At 39.6% G+C, this 20419-nt stretch carries 16 protein-coding genes, 1 pseudogene and 1 riboswitch; of the genes and pseudogenes, 1 reads left to right on the forward strand and 16 read right to left on the reverse strand.

The window, feature by feature from the left end; translation table 11 throughout:
* Positions 1–6: 6 nt before the first annotated feature.
* The 10 genes from UP17_RS12955 to pdxS all read right to left on the reverse strand — a co-directional run bounded on the left by UP17_RS12955 (position 7) and on the right by pdxS (position 8981).
* Positions 7–1632, reverse strand: a complete 1626-nt coding sequence (locus UP17_RS12955; protein WP_061463379.1) for a nitrite/sulfite reductase — start codon at positions 1630–1632, stop codon at positions 7–9.
* Between the two features lie 16 nt (positions 1633–1648).
* Entirely contained in the window at positions 1649–2248 is a 600-nt protein-coding gene (gene cysC / locus UP17_RS12960; protein ID WP_061463380.1) for an adenylyl-sulfate kinase, read from the reverse strand.
* 43 nt (positions 2249–2291) lie between these two features.
* The gene (gene sat / locus UP17_RS12965) at positions 2292–3440 is read right to left on the reverse strand and encodes a sulfate adenylyltransferase (RefSeq protein ID WP_061463381.1); all 1149 of its coding nucleotides are present in this window, start codon (positions 3438–3440) and stop codon (positions 2292–2294) included.
* 30 nt (positions 3441–3470) lie between these two features.
* Positions 3471–4175 (reverse strand): phosphoadenylyl-sulfate reductase, encoded by a 705-nt coding sequence (locus UP17_RS12970; RefSeq protein WP_250211839.1) that lies wholly within the window; start codon positions 4173–4175, stop codon positions 3471–3473.
* A 186-nt stretch (positions 4176–4361) separates the two neighbouring features.
* Positions 4362–4478, reverse strand: coding sequence for a YezD family protein (locus UP17_RS26570; protein WP_375166291.1), 117 nt, complete (start codon positions 4476–4478; stop codon positions 4362–4364).
* A gap of 198 nt (positions 4479–4676) precedes the next feature.
* A riboswitch (SAM riboswitch) is annotated at positions 4677–4783 on the reverse strand.
* Positions 4784–5061: 278 nt separating this feature from the next.
* Positions 5062–5595 carry an NADPH-dependent FMN reductase gene (gene ssuE, locus UP17_RS12975; protein ID WP_061463383.1) on the reverse strand — a complete coding sequence of 178 codons (534 nt, stop codon included), beginning with the start codon at positions 5593–5595 and terminating at the stop codon, positions 5062–5064.
* A 225-nt stretch (positions 5596–5820) separates the two neighbouring features.
* Positions 5821–6408 carry a TetR/AcrR family transcriptional regulator gene (locus tag UP17_RS12980; protein WP_061463384.1) on the reverse strand — a complete coding sequence of 196 codons (588 nt, stop codon included), beginning with the start codon at positions 6406–6408 and terminating at the stop codon, positions 5821–5823.
* 172 nt (positions 6409–6580) lie between these two features.
* Positions 6581–7327, reverse strand: a complete 747-nt coding sequence (locus UP17_RS12985; protein ID WP_208857021.1) for an SDR family NAD(P)-dependent oxidoreductase — start codon at positions 7325–7327, stop codon at positions 6581–6583.
* 165 nt (positions 7328–7492) lie between these two features.
* On the reverse strand, positions 7493–8092 hold the full coding sequence (pdxT, locus tag UP17_RS12990) for a pyridoxal 5'-phosphate synthase glutaminase subunit PdxT (protein WP_061463386.1): 600 nt from the start codon (positions 8090–8092) through the stop codon (positions 7493–7495).
* Position 8093: 1 nt separating this feature from the next.
* Complete coding sequence (pdxS, locus tag UP17_RS12995) at positions 8094–8981, reverse strand: pyridoxal 5'-phosphate synthase lyase subunit PdxS (protein WP_061463387.1); 888 nt, start codon at positions 8979–8981, stop codon at positions 8094–8096.
* A 133-nt stretch (positions 8982–9114) separates the two neighbouring features.
* On the opposite strand from pdxS, the gene UP17_RS13000 reads away from it, so the two are divergent.
* Positions 9115–10509: a MocR-like pyridoxine biosynthesis transcription factor PdxR gene (locus tag UP17_RS13000; protein ID WP_061463388.1), complete on the forward strand. Its 1395-nt coding sequence runs from the start codon at positions 9115–9117 to the stop codon at positions 10507–10509.
* 434 nt (positions 10510–10943) lie between these two features.
* Here UP17_RS13000 and UP17_RS28860 read toward each other — a convergent pair.
* From UP17_RS28860 to pepF, 6 genes and pseudogenes are all read right to left on the reverse strand, one after another.
* Positions 10944–11556 (reverse strand): annotated as a pseudogene (locus UP17_RS28860) (D-serine ammonia-lyase); the annotation flags it as partial.
* Positions 11557–11863: 307 nt separating this feature from the next.
* Positions 11864–13609, reverse strand: a complete 1746-nt coding sequence (gene pabB, locus UP17_RS13015) for an aminodeoxychorismate synthase component I (RefSeq protein ID WP_061463391.1) — start codon at positions 13607–13609, stop codon at positions 11864–11866.
* 92 nt (positions 13610–13701) lie between these two features.
* The gene (locus UP17_RS13020) at positions 13702–14724 is read right to left on the reverse strand and encodes an LLM class flavin-dependent oxidoreductase (RefSeq protein WP_061463392.1); all 1023 of its coding nucleotides are present in this window, start codon (positions 14722–14724) and stop codon (positions 13702–13704) included.
* A gap of 92 nt (positions 14725–14816) precedes the next feature.
* Entirely contained in the window at positions 14817–15815 is a 999-nt protein-coding gene (locus UP17_RS13025) for an LLM class flavin-dependent oxidoreductase (RefSeq protein WP_061463393.1), read from the reverse strand.
* Between the two features lie 288 nt (positions 15816–16103).
* Positions 16104–18350: an AAA domain-containing protein gene (locus tag UP17_RS13030; protein WP_061463394.1), complete on the reverse strand. Its 2247-nt coding sequence runs from the start codon at positions 18348–18350 to the stop codon at positions 16104–16106.
* 234 nt (positions 18351–18584) lie between these two features.
* Positions 18585–20381 (reverse strand): oligoendopeptidase F, encoded by a 1797-nt coding sequence (gene pepF / locus UP17_RS13035; protein WP_061463395.1) that lies wholly within the window; start codon positions 20379–20381, stop codon positions 18585–18587.
* Positions 20382–20419 lie beyond the last annotated feature (38 nt).

Genomic DNA, 20419 nt, shown 5'->3' on the forward strand with positions numbered 1-20419 from the left:
CCCCTATTAAACGGCCACTTCGGCCATTATATCATCAAGCTTACTTTGTAACTCTGCTATTCCTACCCTTTCCACAAAATCAAGGAAGGTTTCGGATAGAAGCTTTGTTTCTTTGAAAAATAGGATAAGTTCTTTCAGAACATGATAGAGCTGTTCAGCTTCCACTTTTCCTTTAAGTTTTTCATTGAACTTCCCGCCTTCATTCAGCGTTCCTCCGATGTATATCTCAAAAGCTTCGACCATCTTTTTGTCCTGATTTTTCATTTTTATGCCTTGAAGCCCTATTTCGGCGATTGCTCTTTGACCGCAATTATTCGGACAACCGACCATATGCATTCTTACAGGCACATCGAGATCTATTTCCTTGTCCAGTGTTTCAGAAATGGTCCTCATTCGTTTTTTTGTTTCAACGAGTGCCAGGTTACAATACTCGATGCCTGTACAAGAAACGGAATAACCAATGAATTTTTTTGGGTGATATGGAAATCTTTCAAAGATGGATTCCTGTTTTAATTCCTCAAGTTTTGCATCCGGCACATTTGGAATGATTAAATTTTGAGAATTACAGTTGCGGATTTCACCATTTCCATATTTCTTCGCAAGTTCGGCAAACTCGATCACTTCGTCTGGATTTAGACGACCAACTGGTATATTGACTCCAACATAGTTCAGACCATCTTGTTTTTGTTTATGGATGCCATAGAAATAACCTGCATTCCATCCCTTCACTGCACTTTCTCCCTTTTCAGGAAGCGGCCCCGTGTATTCCAGCAATTTTTCCTTGAATTGTTCAGGACCCCAGTCAGCCACAAGGAATTTCAATCGGGAGCGATGACGCTTTTCACGGTAGCCAAAGTCACGGAATATGGTCGTGATGGCTGCTGCTACTTCGACTGTTTTTTCAGGTAAAATGAATAAGTCAAGTTCTTCTGCCAGCATCGGAACGGAGGAAAGCCCCCCGCCCACTTTTACGTGAAAGCCAACTTCCATTACTCCATCAATTTCTTTTGTAGCTGGATTGAATGAAACACAGTTGATTTCAGCATTCGAAGCATTATGGATATTAGCACTAATGGACATTTTATATTTCCTTGGAAGGTTCGAATAGTCTTCGTTAAGGCGGAAATACTCAAATACATCATTAAGGACTTCACGTGTATCAAAAATTTCGTCAGGGTCGATGCCAGCTAATGCATTCCCGATGATATTACGTGTGATATCACCGCATGCACCGGCCGTAGTCAGTCCAACCTGTTCTAAACGGCTTAAGATATCCGGGACTTGTTCGATGGTCAACCAGTGAAATTGAATGGCTTGACGGGTTGTAATATCATATACATCCCTCCCATAATCTTTAGCGATGTTAGCTAGTGCCATTTGTTGATCATAAGTCAGGATACCTCCGGGAATAACGACACGCATCATCCAGTAACCAGCTTCTTTTGGCCGTTGCAGGTATAGGCCTGCCCATTTGAACATATCCCAATTCTCTTTAGGGATGGAATCAAAACCATTTGCAGCGTAATGTGGAATATCATCGAATATTTTCAATCCGTCTTTTTCCAATTTCCAGATTTCCGTTTTATTTTTAGCGATTAGTGGATTTTCCGACCAAAATTTCTCGTAAACCATTACATTTCCTCCTTGATTAGATCGCTTTCTTTGCTGTCAAATAGCCGATTACCTGTTCAACGCATTCTTCAATGCTGTATTGGTCGGATTCTAAAATGATTTCCGGTTGTTCAGGTTCTTCGTATGGAGAGTCGATTCCGGTAAAGTCTTTAATGATTCCCTTACGCGCCTTGTCATACAGACCTTTTGGATCACGCACTTCGCACTCTTCGATCGGACATTTTATGTATACTTCAATAAACTCGCCTTCTTCGAGTAAATCACGTACAATCTGCCGATCAGCTCTAAAAGGTGATATGAAGGCGGTCAATACGAACTGCCCACTATCCACGAAGAGCTTGGAAACCTCACCTATCCGCCTGATATTCTCGGTTCGATCCTCTTCAGAAAAACCTAAATCTTTATTTAAACCATGGCGGATATTATCACCATCCAAAACATAACTTCGAATATTCCGATTATATAACTCTTTAGCGACCGCGTTAGCAATCGTTGATTTTCCGGAACCCGAGAGTCCTGTAAACCAAAGAACTGTGCTTTCATGCCCGTTCTGCTTCCGGCGGAGCTCCTTGGTCAATGACGTTTCATGCCAAGTGACATTCGTACTTTTACTCATATAATAATCCCCCTCATCATGTGATCCTTCAATTTATGTCCAATCAGTTATAAACTTCATTCTTTTTTAGACCTTCGATCAACACCTCGATGACTTCTTTACGGCTAAAGGTAGCTGGAGGAATTTCTCCATTTCGCAACATTTCCCTTACCTTCGTTCCGGACAGGATGACATGGTCTTCCTTTCCATGCGGACAAGTTTTAGCTGAAGCCATATTGCCACATGCTTTACAGTAAAAACTATGTTCAAAGAATAATAGTGTGATCCCTAATTCATCCGCGTTAAAATTCCCAAAGATTTTTTGAGCATCATATGTGCCGTAATAATCGCCCACACCCGCATGATCACGTCCGACGATAAAATGAGTGCAACCATAATTTTTACGGACCATCGCATGGAAAATGGCTTCTCTTGGTCCTGCATAACGCATTGCAGCAGGGAAAACGGCAAGAGAGACACGATCCTTGGGATAATATTTATCAAGCAGCACTTTATAGCTCTCCATTCGTACATCTGCCGGAATGTCATCGGATTTAGTGGCCCCTACAAGAGGGTTTAAGAATAAGCCATCGACAATCTCCAAAGCTGTCTTTTGAATGTATTCATGCGCACGGTGAACAGGGTTCCTCGTTTGGAATCCGACAACGGTTTCCCAGCCTTTTTCAGCAAAGGCTTTCCTTGTCTCAACTGGGTCCAAATAATGGGCTTGAAATAGCGGACGCTCTATTCTCTTGACTAACTTTATTTCTCCGCCGACATATACATCCCCGCGGTTATATAAATTTCTCACTCCAGGATGCTCCCCATCATCCGTTTGATATACTAAAGTCGCTTCCAATTGTTTATCGGGAGTGAAAATATCAGAAACGGATAGGACCCCATATGTTTCACCCTCATGAGTCAGCTTCACTTCTTCACCTATAATAAGAGATTCTGCAGCTTTTTCAGTCAAAGGCAGCGTAATCGGGATGCTCCAAACATGGCCGCTGCTAAGTCTCATATCCTTGACAACTGTCTCATAATCACTTTTCGTAAAGAATCCTTTAATCGGACTGTAGGCACCAGTGCCTATCAATTCAAGGTCACTTAATGCTATTTCATCAATTTCGATTGACTTTGTTATTTTGCTAAAATCATATTTTGGTTCCCAAAGATCGATTAATGTTCCTCCGTGCGGTAGACTGATTGTCATGCTAATTTCCCCCTATGGTTTCTATTTATTTTAAGATAAATGCAAGCCGCATTCTGTTTTTTGCGCACCTTGCCAACGGCCTGAGCGTAAGTCATCGGCATTGATGGCAGGTGCCGTACACGTTTTACAGCCAATGCTCGGATATCCATTATCATGCAGGATATTATACGGAAGTCCATTTTTGTGGGCGTAACGCCAAACATCTTTCCATGTCCAATGAATGAGTGGACATATTTTAATCGATTTGAACTTATTATCCTTGTTGATATACTCGGTCAGCGCCCTTGTTTCGGATTGCTCCCTCCGCAGTCCAGAAAGCCAGGCTGTTGCCGTTGAAAGCACATCAGTAAGCGGAGTGATTTTCCGGATGTTACAACACTTATTGGAATCACTAACCCATAATTCATCTCCATATTCCGCTGCTTGTTCCTCAAGCGTCAAGGCAGGTTTCTTCATTTCGATCGAAAGCTTTGGATATCTCTTTTTCACTTGATCGATCAGTTGGTAAGTTTCCTCGAAATGTACATCTGTATCCAGGAAAACAATTTTTGCCGATGGGTTGACCTTAGCCAATAAATCCGTAAGCACGATGCCTTCAATACCAAAACTACAGGCATAAATGAGTTTGTTTCCATATTGTTCATTCGCCCATTGCAGAACTTCCAAAGCACCTTTTGTCTCACTATCTTCAGGAAATGCAGGTAAATCCCCGGTGTTGAAATTTTCATAATTTATTAATGCAGCCAACTTTATTACCCCCTCTAAGAACTTGCTCTATGTTTCACAGGTTAGAGTAACTGTAGATCAATTCCCGTTGTAATCTTCTCGAGTTATATGATCCTAGGAAAAAGAGACGAATCTAACCAATACTCTCTTTATATCAGTTAAACCCGCCTCTAGTTTTTCTAGTCAGCAGATACCTTATTTAATTCTTAGTTTTTCATTTCTTTCCATTTGAATGATTTTACCATCTTGGACAATAAGTGTAATGGATCCATATTTCATTGAATTAAGCATTTCTTGAAGTCGTTCAAATATTTCTGCAAGCTGATTCTCTTTATCCAAACCTGTTCCCCCTTTAAGGAATTCCGGAATATCTTTTTTTAGAGGCTGATTAAACGAATTTCTTAAATTTATATAATGCCTAACAACCTTACATTGCTATGGTTTGCCAATAATTTTTTCGAAAAACAAAAATCTTTCCATGATGGAAAGATTCCAAGGTAAATATTCATTACCTTATCTTCCAAAATGATCAACATTTTGTTGGATGTAGCACCTTGCATATCATGCAGGTTGCTGGACTTCAAAGGGCCAATTCCCTCCGTCGCTCTGGATAAGTTTTATTATTTTAAATATTAACATAAATTTAATCCTTGTCAATGGAGTTTTCTTATAAATTAACTTGGTTTAATATACTGGATGAACTGTTATTTTTATACACACTATTCCATTAATGATTTTATGTTCATTTAAATACGAAAATAGACTCATTTTTTTAGTTAAAGTCTCCAAAAAAATGCGCCTATTTTCATTAATTAGCCTATTATTGACGTCTGGCATTATTTTAAAAAAAATTATTCGAATACCAGTCCTTTTGTTGAAGTCGATAGCTTGCCCATTAATTCCTTAATTGAATCGCTTCTACAAATTCCTGAACCTGACTCTGAACCCGATCCACTAAATTCAAATCATTAATCGGGTTTTCTGAATTCTGTTTATCTATTTCCTTATCCACAAAATATATGCCCTGCAACGGCTCGCCTTTCAATATTGAAATTAATGGTTTAAGCGCGTAGTCTATCGCCAATAAATGCCTGTTACTTCCGCCAATCATAATTGGCAGCACTGGCTTTCCCTTAAAAGCTCCTTCTGGCAGCATATCAATCAAGGCTTTCAATATGCCTGTGTAAGAGGCCTTATATACAGGTGAACCAATAATAATTCCTCTAGCTTCATGAATTTTTTCTGAAAGCTTTAAAATTTCTTCACTATTATATTTCCCCTGGAATAAATCATCTGCTGAGAATTCCGTAATTGAGTAATAAGTTGTGGTAAATCCTTCTTTTTCAACTAAAGATTGAATATGTTTTAGTGATATGTCCGTTCTTGATGGAACCGCTGGACTTCCTGATAAAATTACGATTTCGCTCATTATAAATCCCCTCCATGTTACATGATTTCCAGATAAAATCCTCATAATGTCATATCGTGCAGCATGCATTTATCGTAATAGTCTGAAAAATATAAGTCAAATCTTACACACCTGTTTATTTAATTCACGAATTGACTTCGTCAATAAGAATGATCGCTTCCCATTCAAAAATAAAACGGTCATATTTACGGCTTGATGCTCATGCCTTTAAATATGACCGTTTTATTATGTATGATTGTTTTTCCCATGAATACCATAAACCAAAAGTTGAGCAATGCTCTTAATTCGCTCAGCAGTAAAATATGGTTCCTTTTTCTGTTGATGAATCTCATAATGAGTGGATAACGCCAATGTGAAGGAAATGATCCCTACATTAAATAGAATAATATCAGAAATATAATGTATCTCTCCGCTATCTATTCTTTTTTGTATTTCTACATGTTTGGCATTCGTCTTGAAAATCTGATCCACATATTGCTTTGAAATATCTTGATCGAATTGCGTTTCCCGAAATAATATCGAAAATTGTTCTTTATTTTCCAGAATTTTGTTTATCATGGTGCAAACGTGATTCTCCACAAGATCATCCGTAGATAGATGGCTAGTCCCGTCTTCAGACTCCTCTTTTTCATTAGGAGTAATTGTAGCCAGAAGCAAATCTTTTTTGCTTTCAAAGTATTTATAAATAGTAGCTTCGGAAACATTGCATGCAGAGGCAATTTCATTCGTTCTTGTCATGTCAAAACCTTTGGTGGCAAAAAGCGTCCGGGCTACATTTATGATTCGTTCTTTAGTTTGCTGCCCTTTTTTCAAAAATATCAACCTTCTTTTATAAAGATAAGACCGGTTTCACCAATCTATTTCCCATGATATCTCGATGGTGCTAATCGGTCAATATTACCTTTGATCTATAGAAATCAATATTCCCAAATATCATATATAGAAAACATCGTCTGAATGCGACGATGTTTTCTTTTTCAGAAAATCATTTAAAAGATGCATAGCCATCATCAACCATGACTACACTTCCATTGATTGCATCCGCTTCTTCCAAAGATAATAGATAGACAGCATTTGCGATTGCTTCTGGCTTAATTAATTTACCGCGCATTTGACTTGCATGCAATTTATCGATGATTCCCATATCCTTATAGCCTTGTATGATTGGAGTGTCAACACCCCCTGGTGCAATGCCCACTACGCGTATTCCGTAAGCACCCAATTCCAAAGCAGCTGTCTGTGTCATCATCCTTACGGCGCCTTTAGACGCTTGATAGGCGAAAGTCCCGTGGGAAGCTAAGTAGCCAAACACAGAGGCTGTATTTATAATGACACCATTGTTACCTAGTTCCTTCATTTTTCGTCCCGCTGCCATGATTCCAAAGGCCACTCCATGCTGGTTCACACCAATCGTTTTGAAGTACCCTTCCATATCTTGATCGAGGATCATCCCACCGCCCCCGATGCCGGCATTATTAAACATGATATCGATCCTTCCGTATGCTTCCACCGCTTTATTGATTAACGCTTCAACCTCTTCAAGCTTAGAAACATCCGTTTTTACATAAATGGCCTCTCCGCCATCCGCTTGAATCCGTTCAACGGTTTCCTGTCCCATTTCATCATTAAAATCCGCAACAACGACCTTGTCCCCTTTTTTTGCGAATTTCAAGCATGCTGCTCGGCCAATTCCGCTTGCTCCTCCTGTAATAACTGCAACTCTTGCTGTCATATACATTCCCCTTTCAAAGGCAAAATAAAAATGTAAGTGAATACTTACTTTTTTATTATAGAACTATAGAATAGTAAATTCAAGCAATATATTATTTTAATGACTTTCAGTCAATAATGCATAAAAGTAAAAGCTGTCCTAATGATAGGACAGCTTTTACTTTGGTTAACAGGTTTTCAATTCTTCTTTAAATATGGATGTCTTCACCATTTCTATGAAAAGCTGCATGAAACGATCATCCCCTGTTAATTCTGGATGAAAAGCACTGACAAGGACATGTTCTTGTCTCGCAGCCACAACATTCTCTTCATAAACAGCCAATATCTCCACATCTTCTCCAATTCCATCCGCGAATGGCGCCCGGATGAAAACTGCCTTAAAAGGTTCTTCCAGTCCTTTGATTGATAGTTCGGCCTCGAAACTATCCCTTTGGCGGCCAAACCCGTTTCTTTTCACGGAAATGTCCATTAGTTCAAGATAGGCCTTCTCATCACCATTCAATTCTTTGGCCGCCAATACCATCCCCGCACATGTACCGAAAATAGGTTTTTTATGTTCGAAGAAAGTTTTGATCGGTTCCATAAATCCGTATCGATCCATTAGCTTTCTCATCGTAGTGCTTTCCCCGCCTGGAATGATTAAGCCATCGATTTCATGCAACTGTTCGGGTTTTTTTACTATTATTGCTTGTTGGCCGGCAGCTTTGATTTGGTTCAAGTGTTCTTCGACTGCACCCTGTAATCCCAAAACACCGATAGTTATCATATTACCATCCACGTTCCTGCATCCGTTCTGCTGGAGCTAGTTTAGAAATATCAATTCCTTTCATTGCACTGCCCAACTCTTTGGACAAACGGCCAATCAACTCATAATCGGTGAAATATGTAGTAGCTTGAACGATTGCCGATGCGAATTTTTCTGGATTCTCTGATTTAAAAATACCAGATCCCACGAATACGCCATCTGCTCCCAATTCCATCATAAGCGCTGCATCTGCTGGAGTGGCAATTCCGCCAGCTGCAAAGTTAACTACAGGCAATTTTCCTGTCCGTTTGATTTCTCTTAAAATTTCGTAAGGGGCACCGATATTTTTTGCTTCAGTCATTAATTCATCATCACTCATGATGCTCACTTTACGAATTTGGGACTGTACCTTTCTCATATGACGCACAGCTTCCACAATATTACCCGTACCTGGTTCTCCTTTTGTACGAAGCATCGATGCTCCTTCACCAATACGGCGTGAAGCTTCGCCTAAATCACGGCAACCACAAACGAAAGGAACTGTGAAATCACTTTTTAAAATATGGTATTCTTCATCGGCAGGAGTCAGCACTTCACTTTCATCGATATAATCCACTCCCATGGATTCCAGAATCCTTGATTCAACAATATGGCCAATCCTTGCTTTAGCCATGACCGGGATAGATACAGCATTCATTACTTCCTCAACGATTCGCGGATCCGCCATTCTTGCTACTCCACCAGCAGCACGAATATCTGAAGGTACCCTTTCCAATGCCATAACTGCAACAGCACCTGATGCTTCAGCGATTTTTGCTTGTTCTGCATTAATGACGTCCATAATTACGCCACCTTTTTGCATTTGTGCCATTCCTCTTTTTACAGTGTCAGTCCCTAATAATTTTTCCATTTCTCTTCCCCCTAATATTTGCATTTTTTAGATTTGTTAGGCTTAGTATAAAAAAATGTTGACCGCATTGAAAGTGTCAGTTTTAATAAATTTAATGGGTTCAGTTTATTTTATCTAAAAAGGTGGAAACAAAATGAATATGCTAACTTGTGATTTAAATCGATTTAGTGAAGTTCCTTTGTACGAACAATTATATTCACATATTAAAAAAGAAATCATTGATGGCCGTCTACTTTACGGCACAAAACTGCCCTCGAAACGTAAATTGGCAGAGTTCCTTCAGATTAGCCAAAACACTGTCGAGACTGCATATGAACAATTAACTGCTGAAGGATACGTTGAAGTCATACCAAGAAAAGGTTACTATATTCAAACATTTGAGGATCTAGAGTATACACAAACCAACCAAGTTTCCTTGGAAAAAATTAATGATAAACAAGGGGAAGTGTTGTATCATTTTCATCCCAGCCAAATTGACACGGAAAACTTCCCATTTGAAAAATGGAGAAAATACACGAAAAATAAAATTGATGAAGCACATCAAGAACTTCTTTTATTGGGGGATTCTCAAGGAGAATATGAATTACGATGTGAAATTGCCCATTATTTGTATCATGCACGCGGAGTTCAATGCGTTCCCGAACAGATCATCATTGGTGCTGGAATGGAAATTTTATTGCAGCAGCTTGTCCTTCTTTTCGATAAAAATACCATTTATGGTGTTGAAGATCCAGGGTATCACTTGATTCACCGGATATTACGCAGCTACCCAAATGAAGTCCATCCACTGCAAATTGATGAAGAAGGCGTAAAGGTCAACCCAATTGAGAATTCAAAGATCGACGTAGTGTATGTCACTCCATCACATCACTTCCCCTATGGGACAATCCTATCTGTTAACAGACGGACTCGATTGTTGAACTGGGCTCAAGGTGCAGCAAACCGCTATATTATCGAAGACGATTATGATAGTGAATTTCGTTATAGTGGAAAAACAATTCCTTCCTTACAAAGTATGGATGCTGGAGAAAAGGTGATTTACTTAGGATCATTCTCCAAATCTTTGATGCCATCAATTCGGATCAGTTATATGGTTCTTCCCGCCCCATTGTTACAAATGCATCAACAGGAATTATCCTTTTACCATTCAAGCGTTTCACGGATTGATCAACATGTGTTGACACAGTTCATGAAGGAAGGGGATTTCGAAAAGCATTTAAATCGGATGAGGAAAGTTTACAGGCGCAAGTTGGATAAAGTGATCGATCTGTTTAAACCCCATGAGCAAATAAACATCATTGGTGAACGCTCAGGATTACATATCGTTCTCATCGTTAAGAACGGCATGGACGAACAGACACTTATTCAAAAGGCAAACAAAGACCATATTAAAATATATGGACTTTCCACATATTCAATCGAAAAAATTGACGAAAATCCTCCAAAAATCATATTAGGCTTCGCGGGGATTCCTGAAGATGAATTGGAAAAGGCCATTCACCTTTTATTGAAATCATGGGGTTTATAAAGACTTGAACTTCTTTAAGTTTGTCGATTAAAATGGGGTTTGGAATGCTCTAATCCCCCGATTCCCTTTCATGATTTTAATACAAGACTTTTATTTGTGATGAAACCACATTAGATTGAAGAATTTTGCAACACTCCTGCCGAAAGTCTGAAGCCGAGCCCACGCTAGATTCTTGCGGTGAAGAGGTTTGGCAAGAATCCGGCTGAAAGGGCGCGATTTCAATATGTGGACCGCAAAAAGAATGCTACGGAGTCCGAATAATCGGGACGGTCGAATAAAGTGCGATTTAGGACGAAAAAGTACTGTGTACGGCCGAATTTTTGCTCCGGCTGAAAACAACTGAGACGTTTTTTTAAAAAAAATACTGCAGGCAAACTCGCTTTTCTTCGAGTTTGTCTACAGTCTGAGAAGTTCACTGTCGTGAACTTCTTTTTTTAACTATTAGATAAATATTGTTCCAACATATCCTTTGGTACCATGCTACCACCTGTCGCCAAGATGATATGTGTGGACTGGTTCATTTTATCCAGCAGTAACATGGAAGTCATCATACTGGAATCTAATCCTGAAGGCCTTCCGATAGCCAGTCCATCCGCTTCCGTCAAATTATCGATTCCAAATTCCTGTGCCATGACTTTATCATGAAGGCCTGTCATCAATCCGGGGGTCATGCATGGTGAATGCGTGGCTCTGCAAAAAAACAATGAACAGCATCTTCGAAGGCCAGCTTGAGCCCATATTTGATACCACCGGGACCGCCGCCGACTCCGGATGGTAAGTACACAAATAAAGGGTGATCTTCGTCAATTGGAATTGACATATCTTTCAGCTGATTCTTCTGGCGTATTACAGCCGTCGCGTAACCGAGCAGCAGATCGATTGAATTTTCATCATCAATAAAATGGCAATCTGGATTAAGTGAGCTTCATTACGGCCTTCTTCTACAGCTTTACTATAATCATCATCATATATCTTTACAATGACACCAGGACTTGTCATTTTATCCTTTTTCCACTGTTTGGCATCTGCCGACATATGGACGGTTACGAAAGGCATTAACAAAATAATTTGCGAACCTATCCAATCTGTCCTCTGCAAATTTAACCCTGTTCCTCTTGACGATTGGATCTTCTTGATCTGCACCAATCTGGATTCATCCAGAAGACTTCCATCCATCTTTATAAGGTTTTAAGGTAATGGATCTTTCGCCTTCCACTTCGTCATCGATAAAACCTGCGATTTTTTGCTTCTCCATAGCAGCCCCTCCCAGAATATGTATGAAACAGTATTCATCATCTGCTATAACGCAACAAACTGCCATGGAGATTACATCATTTTTTTAGGGGAAATCAGCTTAGAATGTCAAATTCACTTTTAATTTCCCTCGCACACTATTAATAAACCAAATTTCCTCAGCGCTATTAAGGTCAGCTTTTAAAATGGGTTTTTCCTTGATTTCCTTCTTCCTTATTAATTCTTGACGAAAAGTTCCAGCGAGCAGACCTGATTCCACAGGAGGGGTATAGTAGTCACCATTTATCTTCACCACTACATTCCCGTTCGAGAATTCCGTGATGAATCCTTCTTCATTCCAAAGTAGAACGTCATCGAAGTCAGGATTATTCTTTTGAAAGCCTTCATATACATCACGATTAGTCGTCTTATGAAAAAGAAAGGGATTTCCACTTGATATTGGAGTTTCAGCCAAGATAGCCGTTAATTCTGAATCAATGGGCTTAATTGCTTGTCCTGAAACTTCCATTTCTCCATTTTCTTTAAGCAGTACCCTTACCTTTTGCAATTTGCCTTGGTTTAAATCCGCATACTTTTGGAGTTCATCTCTAAATTTCAATTCAGAGAACTGATAATTGAAGTAATTAGCAGATTGTTTCATTCGATCGATATGATCATTCAACAAATAATATTCGCCATCGCTTAGCTTCATCGATTCCAATAATTCGTAAGCAGGCCTTTCCACCGTCAATAATTTGGCCTTTAAAAAGGCTTCGTCATATTCTTCGGTTAACTCAGAATCCCAAGTGATTCCCCCGCCTACCCCATACTCGGCATTACCTGTTTCCTTTTCGATCACGACCGTACGGATCGGCACATTAAAAACGGCTTCGGATTCAGGGGTGATAAACCCGATTGCACCGCAATAAACTTCACGTGGTGAATTCTCGATATCAGTGATGATTTCCATTGTTTTTATTTTAGGTGCACCTGTTATCGAACCACATGGAAAAAGAGCCTTGAATATATCAATGATTGTTGTTCCAGGTTTCGTATCAGCTGTTATTGTGGAGGTCATTTGCCAAACGGTCGGATATTTTTCAATTTCCTTAAGTTGTGGAACCTTGACGCTTCCTGGTTCTGCAATCATTCCCAAATCATTTCTGAGCAGGTCCACAATCATGTAGTTTTCAGCTTGGTTCTTTTCCGAGGCTGCTAACCAGTCTGCATTGTATTGATCCATTTTCAGTGTCGTTCCCCGCTTTACCGTTCCTTTCATAGGCCTTGTTATTAGCTGATCACCTTCCCAGCGGAAAAATAACTCGGGTGATGCTGAGAGGATTCGATGTGTCCCCACGTTCAAATATGCACTATAATTCGATCGTTGAGCTCTCTTCAAGCGATCAAAGAAAGCGAAGTCGTCCCCTTCGAACTTGGATTGCAAACGCATCGTATAATTCACTTGATACGTATTGCCTTTCTCAATTTCGGATTTTATTTTTTGAAAGCCTGAATGATAGGTAGTTGAATCCATTTCTGATTGCCATTCAGCTAACTTAAAAGCCCCTGGCATTTTTTCAGGTAATTCTTCCGGTTTATCAAAAATACCGAACCATAATAATGGCATTTTGGCTCCATCTTTTACTTTAAAAGATTTTTCAAAAGCAGGTGCCGCTTCATAGGATACATATCCCGCTGCATAATGCCCCTGGTCGATCGCTTCCTGGACTTTTTGAAATTGAGGAAGGACATCGCCAATGGAATGGGCAGTGAACACTTTTTTCGGGTTCGTAAAATAGAGCGGCCTGCTCTCACCTTGTTTATCTGTGAAGTGAAATATTAAGGATATAGGGTCTTCTCGTTTCATTCTTCTCTCCTAACTTTGTTTAAAGAGTCAATCGGTATGTATTTTATAAAAAAGCTTGCAGATATGTGATCTGCAAGCTCATTCATTGACACTTATTTCATTCCAGTAACTTCTGCAATGATTTCATAAGAACGAAGGCGCGCATTCTGATCATAAATGGCAGAGTTTATAATCATTTCATCCGCCTGTGTTTCATTTAAAAAAGTCTGCAACTGCTCTTTTACCTCTTCCGGATTTCCGATAATGGAGGCATTCAATTGTTTCATGACAATGGACTTTTCATATTCTGTCCAGATGCCTTCCATCGTATCAACTGGAGGAGCAAGTTGTCCAGGTGTGTTCCTTATCAAATTCAAAAACTGCTGTTGATAAGATGTGGCAATCCTTTGTGCCTCATCAGTTGTATCAGCTGCAAATACATTGACACCAACCATCACATAAGGTTTATCGAGAACGTCGGATGGTTGGAAATTATTGCGGTAACGAGCTAAAGCCGGTTGAGTATTTTCAGGGGAAAAATGGCTTGCAAATGAAAATGGCAATCCAAGCTGTGCTGATAATGCTGCACTGAAGCCGCTTGAACCAAGAAGCCAAATCGGGATATCCTGTCCTTCGCCAGGGATGGCCCGAACACGATTATGTTTAGAATCCGCATCTAAATAACTGCGGAGCTGCGCCAATTGTTCAGGAAAATCCTGTCCATTATTACGCACATCACCCCGGAGCGCCATGGCAGTATATTGGTCGCTTCCCGGAGCGCGCCCCAGTCCTAAATCTATTCTACCGGGATACATTGCTTCCAATGTTCCAAATTGTTCTGCGATAACCAGTGGTGCATGATTTGGTAGCATTATGCCTCCAGAACCCACACGAATTCTTTCTGTCTTCCCTGCAACATATCCTATCAGCACGGAAGTTGCAGAGCTTGCGATCCCAGGCATACTATGGTGTTCTGCAACCCAGAAACGGTTGTAGTTCCATTGTTCCGCATGTTTTGCTAAATCTATTGTATTTTTAAAAGCTCCCGAAACTGTACCACCTTCAACAATTGAAGCTAGGTCCAGTACGGAAAAAGAAATGTCGCTAAGTTTTTTTCCATGTTGATCAGCATTCATATCTTCAACTTCTTTCAATTATGATATTAAATGGACGCAAAGTCATCATATAGAAAATGCACACAAAATGCACATAAAATGCTCGAAGGGGATTAATTGTTAAGGAGTTCCTTAGCAATCAAGCGATAAGAATTCAGCCTGTCCTCCAATTTATGAGTGATGGTTATCAGCATTATTTCATCTGCTTGATATTTTTCCTGAATTTCCAAAAGGCGATACTTCACTTGAGAAGGTGTACCAAAAATCAGTTTTTCATGCATGGTTTCCATCAGTACTTTTTCTTTTTCAGTCCAATCATGATTCCTTACCTCTTCTATACTTGGAACCTGTTTTCTGTTCCTTTGTCCACTTTGTATTTTCCATAGGGTGTTGCTAAGAGCGATTTCTTTCGCAAGTTCCTCTGTTTCTGCACATATGGCCGCAACCGAAACGATTGTTTTTGGCCCTTCAAGAAAGCCTTTTGTTTGGAAGTTTTCACGGTACTGTTGAAGACTCTTCAATCCATCATTTTCACTCATAAATTCACCAAATGCGTATGCAGTACCATTTTCAGCAGCAAGTTTTGCACTTTTCCCGCTTGTTCCCAATATCCACGGTTCAGGCGGTACCTTTGGGATAGGAGCAGCAGAGGTATTTGAAAACAAATGTTCTTTCGGAAATTCATCTCTAAGAAAATTCAACAGCTCCTCAACAAGTTCAGGCATTTTGTAAACATTCTGCAAAAAATTATCGGATAATGCCATCGTAGCTTCGGCAGATCCCCCAGGAGCACGTCCTATGCCCATATCGACCCTGCTTGGAAATAGGGTGGCAAGCATATTATAAATCTCTGCTATCCGATATGGCTTATAATGAGGAAGCAGAACTGCCCCAGATCCAATTCGGATATTTTTTGTTTGCGCACCAATATAGCTTATCAATACCTCTGGAACGGAACATGCCAATCCCGGCAGATCATGATGTTCAGTTAACCAGATCCTGCTATAACCGAGTCTATCTCCTTCTTGTGCAAGTTGCAGTGAAGCCTGCAATGCCTCTTGTGCTGATTGTCCGGTTGCAATTGGTGATTGATCTAAAATGCCCAGTTTCATTTTGTTACCTCCTTTCTTCTCTTTCGTAACGTAATGGTAAATCATAATTAGCCGAAAGTCGCCTGAAAAGCTTGGTTTGTTATTTTAGTTTGCAACCTTTAGCGGAAATTATATGGAGTTGAATCCAGACTGGAGTTTGTGAGTGGAATATATATTCTGACGAGGTCTTTGGTTTAATATATTGTTATTTTAGAAGGTGTTCCTATTAATATTTATTCTATCGAGGTCACTTAGGGAATATACACTTTGAAAAATGAAGAAAAGCCCTAATATAGGGCCTTTCCAGAGCTATTCACTTTTTATGAACTGAGATAGTAATTCATCAGCCATTATTTGCGAATCCAAACGAGCCGCTATAAATGGGGGCTGGATCCGATTATTGGACTCTACGGGCAAACCTAACCAGATTACTCGTTTATCAAAGATGATAAAGGAAAAGGAAACTGGTGAACAAATAAAATGATCAGAGATGATATCAGGGTTCCTTTTTGCTGATATGATCGTCAATTTCACTGCAGGGTTTCGTTTCATTAAAAACTCTTGCCATTCTTCCGACAAACTGTTCAAATCTGGCACTGCCATTACCAACTCTTGTTTTGTTGATTCAATATCTTCCAGAAAATCGCTTAACTTACGGGCATGCATCCATTTTAATTTCGGGTGCTGGTGTTTAACCCATTTTCCAATGTCTTTCTTTGACACAATCTGATCATTTTGAATTTGATGATCGACAAGTTGACGAAGAGTTTTGCTGCGATAAACATGTTTGTTAACAAATGAATTGTCACTAACATGTACGAACTTACCCTTAGTCCTTGTTATTGCAACGTTAATGAGCCTTTCACTTTCTCTTCCGGTCAATAACATTCCTGCCCTGTTTTGCGGATAACTATCAACTGTGTCAAAAATCATCATCTCCCGTTCGCTTCCCTGGAAACGATGTACAGTTGCAGCGATGATATCGGCCGTTTGCCGTTCTTTGGCATATAAATCATCCAATAGTTTTTCCATCAAGTCTGCCTGTGCACGATACGGAGCGACATAACCAATTGACCTTGTCCCTCCCACATAAGCTTCATGAATCAGTTGAAAAGATAAAAGTAATTGCCATATATTCATTCTCGAGTGGGAAGTGCGTTCCGTGATGCAATATTCACCTGATAAGCTAGTATCTACAAGTGCCGCCGCCTTATTGGCAAATGGTTCCGCCAGCATTATGCTCTCCCTGCTTGTGGCAACACTTTCATGATCACCTACAAAATTGTTATAGACGACACGATTAGTGAATGCTGAAATATCCGGATGCATGCGGCGCTGTTCTTTTAGTAGGAATAAATGAGGATGAAGTTCCCCTTCCTCCACAGACTGAGCAACACCCGCCCGATGAAAGATGTCTTCCTTTAGCCAAAGTTTCACAAGTGAATCACGAGCGGAAGCAATGGGCGGCAATTGTTTGAAATCACCACAAACGATAATATGTTTGGATAACGCTGCAGCGAAAGCCACCTGTGGTACGTAAGCCATGCTCGCTTCGTCCAAAATTACTAGATCATACTCCTTTTGATAAACCGTTTCATCATTTGCGGCCTTTGCCAAGGTCGTTCCGATGATTTTTGCTTCTTTTACGAATTGCATCTCTTTATGGCGTATTTTCTCCAAAACTTTTGCCAGTTTTTTCTCTATCTCGATTAATTGATCCGTATCCCTTTTGCTGAAGGAGCCAGCCAAGTCATGTTTTAATAAACGTTTCTCTTCAGCTAGCTGTTCTTTTTCGTTAATTAATGCCGGTTCATGTTTACCTAATAGTTGCCCCGTAACAATATCATCATGGATGGCAAGGGATTCACCGATTTGAGACCCATAGCGAAGCACATCGCCTTCTTTGAAAAGATCTTTCTTTTTAATGAATGAAGAAATTTCAGCCATCAAAACATCGACAGCCTGGTTGCTATGGGACAAGACCAGCACTTTTTTATCTTGTAAATAATGATTGGCTACCGTACGTGCCAATGTATAGGTTTTTCCTGTTCCAGGTGGACCCCAGACAAATGTGACAGGATTGAATTTCGAGCGGGCATATAATTCTTTCACACTGCTTAGTTTTTCATTTACAGGATGTTTTTGCGGCATGGACGGATCCATCAGGCGTTTGATCCGAAGCCTTTTCTTTTTGCTTCTCTTGATTTCGTCCAAGCGGATAATCAATTGTTCAAGCAATTCCCATGGATCATGGTATAAAAAGGCTTCGCCGATCATATCGCCTAACGAGCGATCAAAAACAATGATTATACTTTTCCCCTCCGATGAGAGTATCCTGCCATCCTGTTTAATTCCTCCCCATTCAAGTCGAACGACGGAACCGACAGGAACTTTTATCGATGAACCTGTTTCAAAATAATAGCTGAAAGAACCGTCACTTGTAAGCAGATGACCGTTCGAAACCAGGTATTTTGTGCTGCCATATTTTTTTAAATGCAGGATTTCAAGCTGAAGTGCCTGCTGCCATTCTTTTATAAAATTAACTGTTGAATTCATTTTTTCACTTTCCTCACAAAATATGCCATTGAAGTATTAAGAAGCTGGCCCAGTGGCTAGGCTCTGATGTAAAATAATTTACTGTCCATATGGAATTGTTTACAAAGGCACCTGTTTTTTTACCATATAAAAGAAGGCCCAATCAAAAGATTGGGCCTCTCATACGCCAATAGTGTAACTATAGCATTTTTATAACAGACATACCATGGGCTCTTTTGGAAGAAATGGTTTAGATTAGCCCTCTGACAACTCTGTGAATTCGTCGACAAGATCACTGAAAATTCTCATTGCGTTTTCGATTGGATCAGGTTTAGTCAAATCTACGCCTGTTTTCTTAAGCAGCTCCAATGGGAAATCGGAACTCCCGCTTTTCAAGAAGGTCAAATAACTTTCAAGAGTTTTTTGGTCCCCAGAAAGGATCTTATCTGCGATTGTAATTGCTGAAACGTAACCAGTGGCATATTTGTAGACGTAAAACGGACGATAAAAGTGTGGGATGCGTGACCAGCCAAACTTCACTTCTTCATCAAAAATTATCTCATCCCCATTATAAGCACGGAATATCGATTCATAAGCTGTGTTAAAAACCTCGGCATTTAGAGGCTCATCATTTTCAGCTTTTTCATGTACGATCTTTTCAAATTCCGCAAACATCACCTGTGTGAAGAATGTTCCTTTAAAACTATCTATGAAATGGTTGAGTAAGTGTTTTTTCTTTTTCACGTCTTTTGTTGTTTTAATTAAATGGCGAATCAGCAGGATTTCATTCACTGTGGACGCAACTTCAGCAACAAAAATGGAATACCCTGCACTTATTTGCGGCTGGTACTTTGAGCTATAGTATGAATGCATGCCATGTCCGGATTCATGTGCAAGTGTAAATACACTGTCTAAATCATCACGGTGATTTAATAAGATGAAAGGATGAACACCATAAAGTCCTAAATTATAAGCGCCTGAACGTTTTCCAGGTGTTTCCCTGACGTCGATGTATCTTTTTTCCTTAAAGGTTTTCAGAATTGTGATATATTCTTCGCCAAGAGGTTTCAATGCTTCCATCATCAAAGCAAATCCATCATCGTAAGAAATCTCCTCTTTAGCACCTTCGACCAATGGTATACTTAAATCATATGCACGAAGTTCTTCTACCCCGAGCAATTTTTTTCTTAAATTGATGTATTTATGCATGGGTCCAATATTTTGTTTAGTAGACATAATCAAATTATCATATACTTCTTTTGGAACCTTATCTCCGAATAAGGATTTTTCCAAGGCAGATGGATAATTTCTTAATTTTGAAAGATTCACATTATTCTTGATTGCCGTAGAAAGTGTGGAAGCGATGGTATTTTTCAACTGTACATATGGCTGATAATACGCGATATACGCCTCTTTTCTCTTATCACGATCATCGTGTTCAATCAATTTGGAATACATTCCTCGTGTAAGCTCAACCCTTTCGCCGTCTTCATTCGTGACTTCCCCAAATTTAATATCAGCATTGTTGATCATCCCGAACGTTTTTTGTGGTGCTGAAAAGGCTTCGCCTACTTGAGAAAGGACCTCTTCTTGTTCTTTCGTTAACACATGGGATTTATAGCGATAGGAATCCAGTAGATCTTCTTCAAAATATTTTAAGCCCTCGATTTCTTTTATGTACCCTTTTAATGTTTGTTCTTCAAGGCTCAAAAGAAATGGCATGAAAAAGGCAGATGCATTACTAATTTTTTGCCCTAACTGACCTGCTCTATCTTGTAATGCCTGCGATGAGGTAACCCGTGTATCCAAATCTGTTTGCAGCATGGCATATACATATAGCTTGTTATAAATGTAGCCGAGTTCCTCACTTAATCGTAAATACTCGAACAAATCTTTAGCAGACTGAATATGCCCATCATAAGTTTTTAATTTTTCTGTCATCCTAAGGACTTCTTGATAATCTTTTTCCCAATTGGCCTGATCATCGTAAATATCCTTTAAGTTCCATGTTTCTTCTTCTTTGATTTCATCACGTGATTTAAACGTTTGCATATGACACTTCCTTTCAGGCTTATAGGCTTACCCTTTAT

The organism is Peribacillus simplex (assembly GCF_001578185.1).
GTDB lineage: Bacteria > Bacillota > Bacilli > Bacillales > DSM-1321 > Peribacillus > Peribacillus simplex_A.